Source organism: Cupriavidus sp. 05L411 (assembly GCF_056398045.1).
In genome coordinates, this window is sequence record NZ_JBFTOQ010000088.1 from 1 (window position 1) to 14985 (window position 14985).

Annotated in this window: 16 protein-coding genes; all 16 read left to right on the top strand. The window is 66.7% G+C overall.

What is annotated here, in order from left to right; all coding sequences use genetic code 11:
- Positions 1-354 (top strand): acyl-CoA dehydrogenase family protein (locus tag AC1DQR_RS39275; RefSeq protein ID WP_477135043.1); only part of this gene is annotated, 354 nt, incomplete at its 5' end.
- A 161-nt stretch (positions 355-515) separates the two neighbouring features.
- Complete coding sequence (gene aceK, locus AC1DQR_RS39280; protein ID WP_477135044.1) at positions 516-2360, top strand: bifunctional isocitrate dehydrogenase kinase/phosphatase; 1845 nt, start codon at positions 516-518, stop codon at positions 2358-2360.
- Positions 2357-3028, top strand: a complete 672-nt coding sequence (can, locus tag AC1DQR_RS39285) for a carbonate dehydratase (RefSeq protein WP_416050198.1) — start codon at positions 2357-2359, stop codon at positions 3026-3028. The genes aceK and can overlap by 4 nt, the downstream gene beginning before the upstream one ends.
- A 73-nt stretch (positions 3029-3101) precedes the next feature.
- Complete coding sequence (locus tag AC1DQR_RS39290) at positions 3102-4298, top strand: acetyl-CoA C-acetyltransferase (RefSeq protein ID WP_416050199.1); 1197 nt, start codon at positions 3102-3104, stop codon at positions 4296-4298.
- A gap of 84 nt (positions 4299-4382) precedes the next feature.
- Positions 4383-5063 (top strand): SDR family oxidoreductase, encoded by a 681-nt coding sequence (locus tag AC1DQR_RS39295; RefSeq protein ID WP_477135045.1) that lies wholly within the window; start codon positions 4383-4385, stop codon positions 5061-5063.
- Between the two features lie 48 nt (positions 5064-5111).
- Entirely contained in the window at positions 5112-6242 is a 1131-nt protein-coding gene (locus tag AC1DQR_RS39300) for an acyl-CoA dehydrogenase family protein (RefSeq protein ID WP_267605185.1), read from the top strand.
- A gap of 119 nt (positions 6243-6361) precedes the next feature.
- The gene (locus AC1DQR_RS39305) at positions 6362-7066 is read left to right on the top strand and encodes a 2-hydroxychromene-2-carboxylate isomerase (protein ID WP_416050201.1); all 705 of its coding nucleotides are present in this window, start codon (positions 6362-6364) and stop codon (positions 7064-7066) included.
- Complete coding sequence (locus AC1DQR_RS39310) at positions 7063-7752, top strand: HAD family hydrolase (protein ID WP_416050202.1); 690 nt, start codon at positions 7063-7065, stop codon at positions 7750-7752. Before AC1DQR_RS39305 ends, AC1DQR_RS39310 begins: the two co-directional genes overlap by 4 nt.
- Positions 7749-8174 (top strand): YchJ family metal-binding protein, encoded by a 426-nt coding sequence (locus tag AC1DQR_RS39315; protein WP_174428625.1) that lies wholly within the window; start codon positions 7749-7751, stop codon positions 8172-8174. The genes AC1DQR_RS39310 and AC1DQR_RS39315 overlap by 4 nt, the downstream gene beginning before the upstream one ends.
- Complete coding sequence (locus AC1DQR_RS39320) at positions 8171-8881, top strand: glutathione S-transferase family protein (RefSeq protein WP_477135046.1); 711 nt, start codon at positions 8171-8173, stop codon at positions 8879-8881. Before AC1DQR_RS39315 ends, AC1DQR_RS39320 begins: the two co-directional genes overlap by 4 nt.
- A gap of 63 nt (positions 8882-8944) precedes the next feature.
- A complete protein-coding gene (locus AC1DQR_RS39325; protein ID WP_416050204.1) occupies positions 8945-9847 on the top strand; it encodes a dienelactone hydrolase family protein in 903 nt (300 codons plus the stop codon).
- A 273-nt stretch (positions 9848-10120) separates the two neighbouring features.
- Entirely contained in the window at positions 10121-11608 is a 1488-nt protein-coding gene (bioA, locus tag AC1DQR_RS39330) for an adenosylmethionine--8-amino-7-oxononanoate transaminase (protein ID WP_477135047.1), read from the top strand.
- Positions 11598-12815, top strand: coding sequence for an 8-amino-7-oxononanoate synthase (gene bioF, locus AC1DQR_RS39335; RefSeq protein ID WP_477135048.1), 1218 nt, complete (start codon positions 11598-11600; stop codon positions 12813-12815). Before bioA ends, bioF begins: the two co-directional genes overlap by 11 nt.
- Positions 12812-13534 carry a dethiobiotin synthase gene (bioD, locus tag AC1DQR_RS39340; protein WP_416050207.1) on the top strand — a complete coding sequence of 241 codons (723 nt, stop codon included), beginning with the start codon at positions 12812-12814 and terminating at the stop codon, positions 13532-13534. Before bioF ends, bioD begins: the two co-directional genes overlap by 4 nt.
- 55 nt (positions 13535-13589) lie before the next feature.
- Entirely contained in the window at positions 13590-14636 is a 1047-nt protein-coding gene (gene bioB / locus AC1DQR_RS39345) for a biotin synthase BioB (protein WP_416050208.1), read from the top strand.
- 97 nt (positions 14637-14733) lie between these two features.
- The coding region (locus tag AC1DQR_RS39350) for a biotin carboxylase N-terminal domain-containing protein (protein WP_477135049.1) at positions 14734-14985 on the top strand (252 nt) is incomplete at its 3' end.

Below are 14985 nucleotides of genomic sequence, written 5' to 3' on the forward strand. Positions count from 1 at the left end.
TTCGGCCAGAGCATCGGCGAGTTCCAGCTGATCCAGGGCAAGGTGGCCGACATGTACACCACCTTGCAGGCAGCACGCAGCTACCTGTACACGGTGGGCAAGAACCTGGATTCCCTGGGCAAGGAACACGTGCGCCAGGTGCGCAAGGAYTGCGCCGCGGTGATTCTCTATACCGCCGAGAAGGCCACCTGGATGGCCGGCGAATCCGTGCAGATCCTGGGCGGCAACGGCTATATCAACGAGTACCCGGTGGGCCGCCTGTGGCGCGACGCCAAGCTGTACGAGATCGGCGCMGGCACCTCGGAAATYCGSCGCATGCTGATCGGGCGCGAGCTGTTCTCGCAAACCATGTGATGTCGGCGCGGCACGCAGCCGGGCGCAGCGCCGCAAGGCGGCAGCGCCGGCCTAACTGCCCTGCCGCTCGCGCCGAATTGACCGAAAGAGCACTCGCCCGGCCGCCGAACCAATTTACAATCTCCGGAAACCACCTCCAGCCTTAGTCACCGGTCTGCGACATGTCCCACTTCCCCAAGCTGCTGTCCTCGCAGATCGCCTACGACGTGGCCCGGACCATGCTGGACGGGTTTGACAAGCATTACCGGCTGTTCCGCGAAGTCAGCCACCTGGCCAAGCTGAAGTTCGAAGCGGCCGACTGGCTCGGCCTGCAGCAACTGCAGCGCGACCGCATCGACTTCTACAACGAGCGGGTGCGCGAAACCAGCGTGATCCTGGAAGACGAATACGACGCGGAGAACATCGAGGACGAGATCTGGCAGCAGATCAAGCTGCACTACATCGGGCTGCTGACCAATCATCACCAGCCCGAACTGGCTGAGACGTTTTTCAACTCGGTGTGCACGCGCATCCTGCACCGCTCGTACTTCAACAACGACTTCATCTTCGTGCGCCCGGCCATCTCGACCGAGTACATCGAGAACGAGGAGTCGCCCACCCGGCCGACCTTTCGCGCCTACTATCCGGGCAGCCGCAAGGGCATGGCCGCGTGCTTCGAACGCATCGTCCATAACTTCCAGCTCGACCGGCCGTTTGACGATCTCACGCGCGATATCGGCTATGTGGTGCGCGCTGTCACCGAGTATTTCGGCGACTTCCGCATTGCGCCGAATTTCCAGATCCATGTGCTGTCGTCGCTGTTCTTCCGCAACAAATCGGCGTTCATCATCGGCCGTATCCTGAATGCCGACCGCACCTTCCCGCTGGCGATTCCCATCGTGCACACGCCCGATGGCAAGCTGTCGCTCGATACGGTGCTGCTCAAGAAGATGCAACTGCTGATCCTGTTCTCCTTCACGCACTCGTATTTCATGGTCGACATGGAGATCCCGTCGGCGTACGTGACCTTCCTGCGCGACATCATGCCGCGCAAGCCGCGCGCGGAGATCTACACCTCGCTGGGCTTGCAGAAGCAGGGCAAGAACCTGTTCTACCGGGACTTCCTGCATCACCTGCAGCATTCGTCGGACAAGTTCATCAGCGCACCCGGCATCAAGGGCCTGGTGATGCTGGTGTTCACGCTGCCGTCGTACCCATACGTGTTCAAGGTGATCAAGGACTACTACCCGGCGCCCAAGGAGACCACGCGCGAGCTGATCAAATCGAAGTACCAACTGGTCAAGCAGCATGACCGCGTCGGGCGCATGGCCGATACGCTGGAGTACTCCGACGTGGCCTTCCCGCTGTCGCGCTTCGACGATGCGCTGGTGCGCGAGCTGGAGCTGCATGCGCCGTCGATGATCGAATACCAGCGCGGCAAGGATGGCGGCGAGGAAATTGTCGTGCGCCACGTGTATATTGAGCGCCGCATGACGCCGCTGAACATCTGGCTGCAGGAAGGCTCGGATGCGCAGGTCGAGCACGGCATCGTCGAGTACGGCAATGCCATCAAGGAGCTGATCGCCGCCAATATCTTTCCCGGCGACATGCTCTACAAGAACTTCGGCGTGACGCGCCACGGGCGCGTGGTGTTCTACGACTACGACGAGATCGAGTACATGACGGACACCAATGTCCGCCACGTGCCGCAGCCGCGCAATGAAGAGGAGGAGCTTTCGGGCGAGGTCTGGTACAGCGTCGGGCGGCACGACATCTTCCCCGAGACTTATCGCACCTTCTTGCTCGGCGACGCGCGCGTGCGTGCTGCCTTCCTGCGGCACCATGAAGATTTTTTCGATCCTGCCATGTGGCAGGCTCACAAGGACCGGCTGCTGGCCGGGCAAATCCATGATTTCTATGCCTATGATGTTTCTGAACGCTTTATCCATCGCTATGCCGCCGGCAGCGGCGACGCCGAAGCGCGCGCGCACGGCAACGATCCCGCACCCGCAAGGAGAGTCGCATGAGTGACGCCATCGCCCAGCTTTTCCGCAACAACCGCGAGTGGGTGGACCGCGTCAATGCGGAAGACCCAAGCTTCTTCATGCGCCTGGCTAACCAGCAGGCGCCCGAGTACCTGTGGATCGGCTGCTCGGATTCGCGCGTGCCGGCCAACCAGATCCTCGGGCTGGCACCGGGCGAGGTGTTCGTCCACCGCAATATCGCCAACGTCATCGCCCATAGCGACCTCAACGCGCTGTCCGTCATCCAGTTCGCGGTGGAAGTGCTCAAGGTGCGCCACATCACCGTGGTGGGCCACTATGGCTGCGGCGGCGTCAAGGTGGCGCTCAAGCGCCAGCGCATCGGCCTGGCCGACAACTGGCTGCGCCATGTGCGCGACGTGGCCGACAAGCACGGCGCCTACCTTGGCACCATCACCCGCGAGGAAGACGCGCATACGCGCCTGTGCGAGCTCAACGTGATCGAGCAGGTCAACAACGTGTGCCAGACCACGGTGCTGCAGGACGCGTGGGACCGCGGGCAGCCGGTCACGGTGCATGGCTGGGTCTACGGCGTGTCCGACGGCCTGCTGCGCGACCTGGGCATGGCCGCCAGCAGCAACGACGAACTGCACGCGCAGCTTGAGGCCGCCTACCGCCAGTTCGGCGATCCGCCGCAAGCGTCGATCCGCTAAGCCAAGTACAGAGAGATTCCCGGAAGAGCCAACAATCGCCGCCAGCCAGCGCCCCAATCATTGGAGACACCCCATGCATGATCCCGTAGTCATCGTATCCGCCGCCCGCACCCCCATGGCGGCTTTCCAGGGCGAGTTCGCCACGCTGACGGCGCCGCAGCTTGGCGCCACCGCCATCCGTGCGGCGGTCGAGCGCGCGGGCCTCGCGCCGGAGCAGATCGAGGAAGTGGTGTTCGGCTGCGTGCTGCCCGCGGGCCTGGGCCAGGCGCCCGCCCGGCAGGCAGCGCTGGGCGCTGGCTTGCCGCTTGGCGTGGCTTGCACCACGGTCAACAAGATGTGCGGCTCCGGCATGCGCGCCGCCATGAATGTGCATGACGCGCTGATCGCGGGCGCATTCGAGATCGGCATTGCCGGCGGCATGGAGAGCATGACCAATGCGCCGTACCTGGTGCCCAAGGGCCGCGGCGGCTACCGCATCGGCCACGGCATGATCTTCGACCACATGATGCTGGACGGTCTGGAAGACGCCTACATCAAGGACGAAAAAGGCGGCGGCCGCTCGATGGGCACCTTCGGCGAGGACTGCGCGGCCAAGTACGACTTCACCCGCGCGGCGCAGGACGAGTTCGCCATGGAGAGCGTACGGCGCGCCCAGCAGGCCACCGAGCGCGGCGACTTCCGTTGGGAGATCGCGCCGGTAACGGTGCCGGGGCGTGGTGGCGACACCGTCATCGATACCGACGAAGGCCCGCGCCGCATCAAGGTCGACAAGATCCCGTCGCTCAAGCCCGCTTTTGCCAAGGACGGCACCATCACCGCTGCCTCGTCGTCATCGATCAACGACGGCGCGGCCGCGCTGGTGATGATGCGCGAATCCACCGCCAAGCGGCTCGGCCTGGAACCGCTGGCCCGCCTGCTTGGCCACACCACGCATGCGCAGGCGCCGGGATGGTTCACCACCGCGCCGGTGGAAGCGATGAGCAAGCTCTACCGCAAGCTCGGCTGGACGACCGACAGCGTCGACCTGTTCGAGATCAACGAAGCGTTCGCCGTGGTGCCGATGGCCGCCATGCACGACCTCAAGATCCCGCGCGACAAGGTCAACATCCACGGCGGCGCCTGCGCGCTAGGCCACCCCATCGGCGCCTCGGGCGCGCGCATCATGGCCACGCTGATCGGCGCGCTGCGCAAGACCGGCGGCAAGCGCGGCGTGGCCAGCCTGTGCATCGGCGGCGGCGAAGCCACCGCGGTGGGGCTGGAGATCGTCTGAACCCGCGGCATTGACCGCAACAGAGCCGCTGCCGCCACCGCGCGGCAGCCAGGCCGCAATCCATATAGAAGAAGGAGTACTGCCTTGCCAACCGCTCTCATCCTTGGTGCCTCGCGTGGCATCGGTCTCGAATTTGTGCGCCAGTACCGTGCCGATGGCTGGCGGGTGCTGGCCGTCGCGCGCAGCGATGACGGCATCAAGGCCATCGAAGCGCTTGGCGCGGAGGCGTTGCGCGCCGACCTGACCGACGCGGGCCAGGTCGCCGGGCTGGGTTGGAAGCTGGACGGCGAATCCATCGACGTAGCGATCTACAACGCCGGCGTGATCGGCCCGCGCACCGAAGGCGCGCAGCCGGTCACCCGCGAAGACTTCGACAAGGTGATGCACGTCAATGTGCTGGGGCCGATGATGGCGCTGCCGTTGCTGCTGCCGCTGGTCGAGGCCGGGCGTTCGGGCAAGGGCGGCGTGCTGGCGGTGCTGGCTTCGCGCATGGGCAGCATCGGCACCATGGACAGCAACCGCAGCTGGCTCTACCGGGTCAGCAAGGCGGCGGCCAACGCGGCGCTCAAGGCCGCCTCGCTCGACGCGCGCCACGCTACCTGCCTGGCCTTCCACCCTGGCTGGGTGCAGACCGAGATGGGCGGCAAGGAAGCCGACCTCACGCCGGAGCAAAGCGTATCCGGCATGCGCGGCGTGATCGCCGGAGCAACGCGCCTGGATAACGGCGGTTTTCGCAACTACGATGGCAGCGTGATCCCGTGGTGAGCACGGCGTTCATGGTTCCCGACTCCGCTACCACCTTGGTGAATTGACATGCTGCTCACGCCAGAACAGGAAATGATCCGCGATGCCGTGCGCCAGTTCGCGCAGCAGGAGATCGCGCCGCACGCCGCCGCGTGGGATCGCGACAAGACCTTCCCGCAGGCGGTGCACCGCGAGCTGGCCGCGCTCGGTGCTTACGGCGTAGCGGTACCCGAGCAATACGGCGGCGCCGGGCTCGACTATCTCTCGCTGGCGCTGATCCTGGAAGAAATCGCCGCCGGCGATGGCGGCACCTCGACCGTCATCAGCGTCAACAACTGCCCGGTGTGCAGCATGTTGATGGCTTTCGCCAGCGAGGCGCAAAAGCAGCAGTGGCTGGTGCCTCTCGCGCGCGGCGAGATGCTCGGCGCTTTCTGCCTGACCGAGCCGCACGTGGGCTCGGATGCCGCCGCGCTGCGCACCAGCGCGGTGAGGGACGGCGACGACTACGTGCTCAACGGTGTCAAGCAATTCATCACCAGCGGCAAGAACGCCGACGTGGCCATCGTGCTCGCTGTCACCGACAAGGCGGCGGGCAAGCGCGGCATCAGTGCCTTCCTGGTGCCCACCGCCACGCCCGGCTACATCGTCGCGCGGCTGGAGGAAAAACTCGGCCAGCATTCGTCGGACACCGCGCAGATCCTGTTCGAGGATTGCCGCGTGCCGGCGGCCAATATGCTGGGCGAGGAGGGCGCCGGCTACAAGATGGCGCTGTCCGGCCTGGAAGGCGGACGCATCGGCATCGCCTCGCAAAGCATCGGCATGGCACGCGCGGCGTTCGACGCGGCGCTGGCGTATGCCAAGGAACGCGAGAGCTTCGGCCAGCCGCTGTTCGCGCATCAGGCCGTGCAGTTCCGCCTGGCCGACATGGCGACCAAGATCGAGGTGGCGCGGCAGATGGTGTGGCATGCCGCGTCGCTCAAGGATGCGGGGCGGCCTTGCCTGAAGGAGGCCGCCATGGCCAAGCTGTATGCCAGCGAGATGGCCGAGGAGGTCTGCTCGGCCGCCATCCAGGTCTTTGGGGGCTACGGCTATGTCAGCGATTTCCCGGTCGAGCGCATCTACCGGGATGTGCGCGTCTGCCAGATCTACGAGGGCACCAGCGATATTCAGAAGATACTGATCGCTCGGGCGCTGGCCTGAGGGCGGCTCGCGCGCAGCACGGAACCAACGTGTTGGCGCATCATCGAATCACCGAAGCACTGAACCCAAACGGCCAGACGCCAAAATCCAGAAGCCAGGAGCCAGGAGCCCCCAAGACAATGACTGCTGCCATCGATTTCTACTTCGATTTTTCCTCGCCCTACGGCTACTTCGCCAGCACGCGCATCGACGAGCTGGCGCAGAAGTACGGGCGCATCGTCGCCTGGCATCCGATCCTGCTCGGCGTGGTGTTCAAGACCACCGGCAGCTCGCCGCTGCCGCAGGTGCCGCTCAAGGGCGACTATTCCTGGCGCGATTTCGAGCGTACCGCGCGCTTCCACAATATCGAGTACAAGCGTCCGACGCACTTCCCGCTGCCCACCACGCAGGCCGCCCGCGCCGTGCTGTGGCTGCAGAACCATCATGGCGACGATATCGCGACCGCGTTTGCCAAGTCGGTCTATCACGCCCTGTTCGTGGATGACATCAACATCGCCGAGCCGGCCGAACTGGTGAAGCTGGCCGAGCCGCTCGGCATCGATGCGCATGCCATGGATGCCGGCGCCAGCGGCTTCCAGATCAAGGACCAGCTCAAGGCCGAGATCGACGTGGCCATGGCCAAGGGCGTGTTCGGCTCGCCCTTTGTGATCATCGACGGCGAGCCGTTCTGGGGCTTCGACCGCTTCGACCAGATCGAGGCACACCTCAAGAGCAAGCGCCCGATGGCGCTGCGTGCCGTGCCGGGCATGGACAACAATACAAGCAATACAGACAACAGCGCAGATAACAGCACAGACAGCAGCAAGGAAAAGAAACCCGCATGAATGCCAGCATCAAGCCGATCCGCCATCCCCGTTTCGACTGCGTGATTTTCGATTGCGACGGCGTGCTCGTCGACAGCGAGCCCATCGTCAACCGCGTGCTCAACGAGATGCTCAACGAGCTTGGCATCCGCATCTCGATCGAAGAATCCACCAAGTGGTTTCTCGGCCGCGCGGTGCGCGAAGAGCTCGACAACATCGCCAGCCGGCGTGGCGCGCCGCTGCCGGAAAACTGGCTGTCGGAATGGTTCGTGCGTCGCAACGCAGTCCTTGAGGCGGAAGTGCAGGCGGTGCCGCATGTGCGTGAGGCGGTGCGCGCGATCGTCGCGACTGGCTTGCCGGTCTGCGTGGCCTCGGGCGCGGATCGCATCAAGGTCAAGCTGCAACTGACGCGCACCGGCCTGGTGGAGCTGTTCCAGCAGGACGAGCGCGAGCATATCTTCTCGTCGACCGAGGTCGAGCGCAGCAAGCCGGCGCCCGACGTGTACCTGCTGGCGGCGCGCACCATGGATGTGGAGCCGGCGCGCTGCGTGGTGATCGAGGATAGTCCGACGGGCGTGACCGCAGGCGTTGCCGCGGGCATGACGGTGCTCGGCTACGCTGCGCGCAACGCGGCGCAATCGCTGCTGGCAGCCGGCGCAGTCACCACCTTCACCGATATGCGCGAGCTGCCGGGGCTGATCGGATGAAGGCACGCGCATCCGGCGCCGGCACCGGCGGCTGCCCATGCGGCGGGGGCGACTACGCCACCTGCTGCGGGCGCTTTCATCGCGGCGAGGCGCTGCCGTTCAACGCCGAGCAATTGATGCGCTCGCGCTATAGCGCCTATGTGCTGGGTGACGTGGACTGGCTGCGCCATACCTGGCATCCATCTACCTGCCCGGACGACCTTGCCGCGGACACGGACACGCGCTGGCTCGGGCTCGCGGTCAAGGCACATGCGCAGCAGGACGAGACGCATGCCCAGGTGGAGTTCGTGGCGCGCTACAAGGTGGGCGGGCGCGCCTGGCGGCTGCACGAGCGCAGCCGCTTTGTGCGCGAGCCGCGCAGTGCCGGCGAGGCGCCGCGCTGGCTTTATGTCGATGGCGAAATGTTGGGGGAGACACCATGACGGAATCGATGGCTGCTGCTGCTGCTGCTGCTGCTGCTGCTGCTGCGCGGGACACGGAGTACTTGCTGTATGGCTTCGCACAATCCGGCAACACCTACAAGGTGGCCTTGCTGCTGGAAACCGTCGGCGTGCAGCGTGGCCGCACGCTGTGGACGCCGCACTTCGTCGACTACTTCAACGGCGAGACGCATACGCCCGAGTACCGTGCCATCAACGAAATGGGCGAGGCGCCGGTGCTGGAGTTCGATGGACAGCGGTTGTCGCAATCGGGCGCGATCCTGGACCTGCTCGCGCAGCGCCTCGACGCCTACGGCCCTGCCAGCGAGGCCGAACGCTCCGAGGTCTTGCGCTGGCTGCTGTTCGACAACCACAAGTTCACGTCGTACACCGCAACCTACCGCTTCCTGCGCACCTTCACCAAGGCACCGGACCCGGCAGTGCTGCAGTTCCTGAGGCAGCGCTGCGAGGGCGCGTGGAACGTGCTCAACACGCATTTGTCCGGGCGGGCCTACGTGCTGGGCGAGCGCCCGACCATCGCGGATTTTTCGCTGGCCGGCTACGTGTTCTACGACGACGAGATCGGCGTGCACTGGCGCAAGGAGTATCCGCAACTCCATGCCTGGACCGAGCGGTTGCGTGCGCTGCCGGGCTGGCGCCATCCGTACGACCTGCTGCCGGGGCATCCGTTGCCCAAGCGCACGGCCTGAGGCGGCGGGCAGCAGGCAAGCGGCGCCTCGCGCGGCAGGGGCAAACCAAGGAGCAGGCAAATCATGAGGTGGATGCAACGACTGGCCCTGGCCCTGCTGCTGACCCTGCCATTCACCGGGGCGATGGCGCGGGCGCCATCCGCGAATCAGGCCACGCAGGCACCAGGGGCGATCACCGCCATCATCCCCGGCTCGTCTGAGCAGGTCGCAATGGTTCCCAAGCCCGGCGTCATGTTCTCGCTGGAGCTGGAAACCACCATCTTCAAGCCACCCGGCGACGGCCCGTTTCCGCTGGTCGTGATCAATCACGGCAAGGCGCTGGGCAAGCCAGCCTTCCAGTCGCGCGCACGCTACCTCGTGCAGAGCGCGGAATTCGTCAAGCGCGGCTACGTTGTGGCGTTGCCGATGCGCCAGGGCTTTTCCAAATCCGGCGGCGCCTATATCGGCGGCGGCTGCAATGTCGAGAGCAACGGCCTGGTGCAGGCCGAAGACGTGGTGGCCACGCTCGAATACATGATCAAGCAGCCCTATGTGGACAAATCGCACATCGTCGTGATCGGCCAGTCGCATGGCGGGCTGACCACCATGGCATTCAGCACCATCGCCTATCCGGGCGTGCTGGGCGTGATCAATTTTGCCGGCGGACTGCGCGATGAATCCTGCAGCCGCTGGGAATTCAACCTGGTGGACGCGTTCGGCGGCTACGGCAAAAAGGCGCGCTATCCCTCGCTGTGGCTGTACGGCGATAACGACAGCTACTGGCCGCAGCCCCTGCCGGCAAAATTCTTCGAGGCCTATACCGCGCAGGCGCATGGCCCTGCCGCTAACGCCCGCATGGTGGACTACGGCACATTCGCGGGCGACTCCCATACGCTGTTCGGCGCCCGCGCGGGCGTGCCGATCTGGCTGCCGGAGGTCGAGCGGTTCTTCAAGGAGATCGGACTTTCGTTCGATCCGCAGCCATGATGCGTGATTTTTTTCGATAGACGGATGGAATCGCGCGCCGCATCCGGCTGCGCAGGGTGGAGATAGGCGCACGCAAGCGTTGGGATACGAGGCGGTTGGGTACTTCTTCGCGCTTTGTCGTTCAACGTGTCGTCAACGTGTAAATCCGGCGCTGTTTGCCAATTCACCAGGTAGCTCCCTACCATGACTCTCCCCAACCCGCACGCAAGTGCCGCCACGCCAGGCTTTGCCTGCCTGGGCCGGCCAGCGCGCGGTCAACAAAGGAGGGTTTCCTTGGAAGACCAGTCCAATTCCGCGTCCCTGGCGCCGAGCGCGCATCTTGCCCAGCCCACGCTCGGCGAGCGCAGCTTGCGCGCGGTATGGCATCCGTGCACGCCGCTGCGGCCTGAGGCCGGCGAGCCGCCGCTCGCTATCGCGCGCGGCGAGGGCCCCTGGCTGCACGACACCGGCGGCCAGCGCTATTTCGACGCCACCAGCTCCTGGTGGGTCAATCTGTTTGGCCACGCCAACCCGGACATCAACGCCGCGCTGCGCGATCAGCTCGACACGCTCGAGCACGTGATGCTGGCCGGCTGCACGCATGCGCCGGCGGTGGAGCTTGCCGAGCGTTTGTCGGCGCTGACCGGCGGCGCGCTCGGCCATGCGTTCTATGCCAGCGACGGCGCGTCCGCCGTGGAGATTGCGCTGAAGATGAGCTTCCACTACTGGCGCAACACCGGCCTGGGCGGCAAGCGCGAATTCGTCTGCCTGCGCCACGGCTACCACGGCGAAACCGTGGGCGCGCTCGCGGTGACCGATGTGGCGATCTTCCGCGATGCCTACGACCCGATGCTGATGAGCTCGCACGTGGTGATGTCGCCGGATGCGCGCCAGGCCGCGCCGGGCGAGAGCGCCGCGCAGGTTGCGCAGTGCGCGCTGGATGCGCTGGAGGCGCTGCTGCAGGCGCGCGGCGGCCAGATTGCAGCGCTCATCATCGAGCCGCTGGTGCAGTGCGCCGCGGGCATGGCCATGCATGATCCGCTCTACCTGGAAGGCGTGCGCGCGCTGTGCGACCGCTACCGCGTGCATTTGATCGCCGACGAGATTGCGGTGGGGTGCGGGCGCACCGGCACCTTTTTCGCGTGGGAGCAGGCACGCGGCGCGGGCGAGCCCGGCGCACCGCTGCCGGCGCACCTGTGGCCGGATTTCCTGTGCTTGTCCAAGGGCATCAGCGGCGGCTACCTGCCGCTCTCGCTGGTGCTGTCGCGCAGCGCGATCCAGCAGGCTTTCGTGGCCGAGGCGCGCGACCCGGACCGCGCCCGCAGCTTCCTGCACTCGCATTCCTATACCGGCAACCCGCTGGCCTGCCGCGCCGCGCTGGCCACGCTCGACCTGTTCGCCAAGCAAGACGTGGTGGCGCAGAACCGCCAGCGCGCGCAGTGGCTCACGCAAGCCATGGCCGGGCTGGCGGCGGATGCCCGGCTGCATCACGTACGCCAGCGCGGCCTGATCTGGGCCGCCGATGTGCGCGAAGAATACGCGGCCGACGCAGGCGAGTTCGCCGCGCGCTTCCATCATGCCGCGCGCAAGCACGGCGTGCTGATCCGGCCGATTGGCCGCACGCTTTACATCATGCCCCCGTACGTGTTCGACGCGGCGCTTGCGCAATGGCTGGCAGGCCARCTGCAAGCCACGCTCGACACGGTACTCGCCGGCATGGACCAGAACGACAGCGCYGGCAAYGGTACCGGCGCACCCACGGAGATACGCGATGCTGCTTGAGCACTTGACCCTGGCCGCCGCCGAGCGCGACGAAAAGGCACTGACGCGGCGCCGCCGCACCGCGTACTCCGCCTGTGCGCCGCAGCAAGCCGTGAGCGATGCCTGCGGCGGCGAGATGCACTCGTTGCTGACGTTCTGCAGCAACGACTACCTGGGCCTGGCCAACCATCCCGCGCTGATCGCGGCCATGGCCGAGGGCGCGCGCCAGTTCGGCGCGGGCAGCGGGGCCTCCCACCTGGTGAGCGGCCATTCGCTGGCCCACCACCGGCTCGAAGGGGAGCTGGCGGCGTGGTTCGCACCGAACATTCCGCACGCGGCCGCGCTCTACTTCAGCACTGGCTATATGGCCAACATGGCGGTGCTGACCGCGCTAGGCAGCGCCGATGCCACGCTCTTCTGCGAAGCGCTCAACCATGCCTCGCTGATCGACGGCGCGCGCCTGGCGCGGGCCGAGGTCCGCCGCTACGCGCATCGCAACGTGGCCGAGCTCGAGGGCTTGCTGGCCGCCAGCACCAGCCCGCTCAAGCTGATCGTCACCGACRGCGTGTTCAGCATGGACGGCGACTTTGCGCCGCTGGCCGAGCTGCTGACGCTGGCCGAGCGGCACGATGCCTGGATCATCCTGGACGACGCGCATGGCTTCGGCGTGCTGGGCGAGCAAGGCCACGGCGTGCTGGAGCACCTCGCGCTGACGTCGCCGCGCTTTATCTATATCGGCACGCTGGGCAAGGCCGCCGGCGTGGCGGGCGCGTTCGTGGCCGCGCACGAGACCATCATCGATCATCTCGTCAACACCGCGCGGCAGTACATCTACACCACGGCCTCGCCGCCGGCGGTGGCGCACGCCTTGTCCGCCAGCCTGGCGTTGATCGCCGGCGACGAAGGGCGGCAACGCCGCGCGCAACTGGATAAGCTGATCCATACGCTGCGCAGCGGCCTGGCCGGCCTGACGCGGGCGGCTGGCTGGCGCCTGGGTGAGAGCTCGACGGCGATCCAGCCCGTGATCGTGGGCGACAACGTGGCGGCGCTGGCACTGTCCGCGGCGCTGGAGGCCGACGGCATCCGCGTTGGCGCGATCCGCCCGCCCACCGTGCCCGTTGGTACCGCGCGTCTGCGCATCACGCTGTCGGCCTCGCATACCGTGGCCGATGTCGAGCGCCTGCTGGCCAGCCTGGCCAGCGTGGTGCCGCGCAAGGAGGCGTCATGATCGCCTGTTTTGTCACGGGTACCGACACCGGCATCGGCAAGACGCACGCTAGCGCCACCTTGCTGCACGCGCTGCGCGCCGCCGGCCACCTGGCCGTTGGCATGAAGCCGGTGGCAAGCGGCAGCGAATGGCGCAACGACCATTGGCACAACGATGACGTGGCGCAACTGCGCGCCGCCAGCGCGGTGACCGTTGCGCAGGCGCAGACGTGCCCGTTTTTGCTGCGCACGCCGGCTTCGCCGCACCTGGCCGCCGCCATCGAGGGCACGCGCATCACGCGCGAGCCGATCCGCGCCGCGTTTGCCGCGTTGCAGGCGCGGGCCGGCGCGGTGGTGGTGGAAGGCGTCGGCGGCTTTTGCGTGCCGCTGGACGGCGCGCCGCGCGACCAAGGCGGCTGGGACACGGCCGACCTTGCCGTGATGCTCGGCCTGCCGGTGGTGCTGGTGGTCGGCATCCGCCTGGGCTGCATCAGCCACGCCCTGCTCACCGCCGAAGCCGTGCGTGCGCGCGGCCTGCACCTGGCCGGCTGGATCGCCAACCGCATCGATCCCGGCATGCAGCTCGCCGACGAGAACATCGACACGCTGCGCGCGGCGCTGGGCGCGCCCTGGCTCGGCACGCTGCCGTGGCAGGTCGCGCCGGCCGAAGCCGCCAGCCAGCTCGCGCTGGCGCCGCTGCTTGCCGCTTGCCATGCCGCAGGCAATGGCATCGCCGCCTGAGCGCGCCGGACCAAGACTGCAAACACTGAACGAATTACCGGAACAGATAGCAAACATGACTGCAACCACTCACGCCGGCGAAACCGTCGCCACCATTTCCCCCGACACCCTGCGCCAGACCGCCCGCCGCTTTACCGAGCCCGCGCCCGCCACCAAGCCGGGCGACTGGACCGTCGCCGAGGTCGCCGCGCTGTACGCGCTGCCGTTCAACGATCTGCTGTTCCGCGCCCAGCAGGTGCACCGCGAGCATTTCGATGCCAACGCCGTGCAGCTCTCGACSCTGYTGTCGATCAAGACCGGCGGCTGCGAAGAGGATTGCGGCTATTGCCCGCAGAGCGCGCACCACGATGCCGGCGTCACCGCGGGCAAGCTGATGGCGCTCGACGAAGTGCTGGAAGCCGCGCGCGCCGCCAAGGCCAGCGGCGCTGGACGCTTCTGCATGGGCGCCGCCTGGCGCAGCCCGAAGGACCGCCACCTTGAGCCGGTCATCGAAATGGTGAAAGAGGTCAAGGCCATGGGCCTGGAGACCTGCGTCACGCTAGGCATGCTGGAAGCCGAGCAGGCGCAGCGCCTGAAGGACGCGGGGCTGGACTACTACAACCACAACCTCGATACCTCGCCCGAGTTCTACGGCGAGATCATTGGCACCCGCACCTACCAGGACCGCCTGGACACCATCGGCCATGTGCGCGAGGCCGGTATCAACGTGTGCTGCGGCGGCATCGTCGGCATGGGCGAATCGCGCGAGGCGCGCGCCGGGCTGATCGCGCAGCTCGCCAACCTCGACCCGTATCCCGAGTCGGTGCCCATCAACAACCTGGTGGCGGTCAAGGGCACGCCGCTGGCCGACACGGCACCGATCGACCCGTTCGAGTTCGTGCGCACCATCGCGGTGGCGCGCATCACCATGCCCAGCGCCATGGTGCGCCTGTCCGCCGGCCGCGAGACCATGGACGACGCGCTGCAGGCCCTGTGCTTCATGGCTGGCGCCAATTCCATCTTCTACGGCGACCGCCTGCTGACCACCGCCAACCCCCAGGCCGATCGCGATCGCGCGCTGCTGGCACGGCTGGATATCCGCACCGAGGGCTACGCAGGGTAAGCTGGCGGCAATGGCGGCGGCCAAGGGCCCATGGTCAATGGCCGCCGTCCCCGCAACCACACTGGCTGCGGGCAGAGGTTCATCAGGGGAGGGCGCCATGTTCAACAAGATCCTGATCGCCAATCGCGGCGAAATCGCCTGCCGCGTGGCAGCCACCTGCCGCCGCCTCGGCATCCGCACGGTAGCCGTCTACTCCGACGCCGACGCCAACGCGCGCCACGTGGCACTGTGCGACGAGGCCGTGCATATCGGCGGCGCGGCAGCGCGCGACAGCTACCTGCGCGGCGACCACATCATCGAGATGGCCAAGGCCACCGGCGCGCAGGCCATCCATCCCGGCTACGGTTTC

What these genes read in the sequence shown, in the direction of transcription:
- aceK (WP_477135044.1), top strand. Translation starts at nt 516, where the DNA reads ATGTCCCACTTCCCCAAGCTGCTGTCCTCGCAGATCGCCTACGACGTG.
- can (WP_416050198.1), top strand. Translation starts at nt 2,357, where the DNA reads ATGAGTGACGCCATCGCCCAGCTTTTCCGCAACAACCGCGAGTGGGTG.
- AC1DQR_RS39290 (WP_416050199.1), top strand. Translation starts at nt 3,102, where the DNA reads ATGCATGATCCCGTAGTCATCGTATCCGCCGCCCGCACCCCCATGGCG.
- AC1DQR_RS39300 (WP_267605185.1), top strand. Translation starts at nt 5,112, where the DNA reads ATGCTGCTCACGCCAGAACAGGAAATGATCCGCGATGCCGTGCGCCAG.
- AC1DQR_RS39305 (WP_416050201.1), top strand. Translation starts at nt 6,362, where the DNA reads ATGACTGCTGCCATCGATTTCTACTTCGATTTTTCCTCGCCCTACGGC.
- AC1DQR_RS39310 (WP_416050202.1), top strand. Translation starts at nt 7,063, where the DNA reads ATGAATGCCAGCATCAAGCCGATCCGCCATCCCCGTTTCGACTGCGTG.
- AC1DQR_RS39315 (WP_174428625.1), top strand. Translation starts at nt 7,749, where the DNA reads ATGAAGGCACGCGCATCCGGCGCCGGCACCGGCGGCTGCCCATGCGGC.
- AC1DQR_RS39320 (WP_477135046.1), top strand. Translation starts at nt 8,171, where the DNA reads ATGACGGAATCGATGGCTGCTGCTGCTGCTGCTGCTGCTGCTGCTGCT.
- AC1DQR_RS39325 (WP_416050204.1), top strand. Translation starts at nt 8,945, where the DNA reads ATGAGGTGGATGCAACGACTGGCCCTGGCCCTGCTGCTGACCCTGCCA.
- bioD (WP_416050207.1), top strand. Translation starts at nt 12,812, where the DNA reads ATGATCGCCTGTTTTGTCACGGGTACCGACACCGGCATCGGCAAGACG.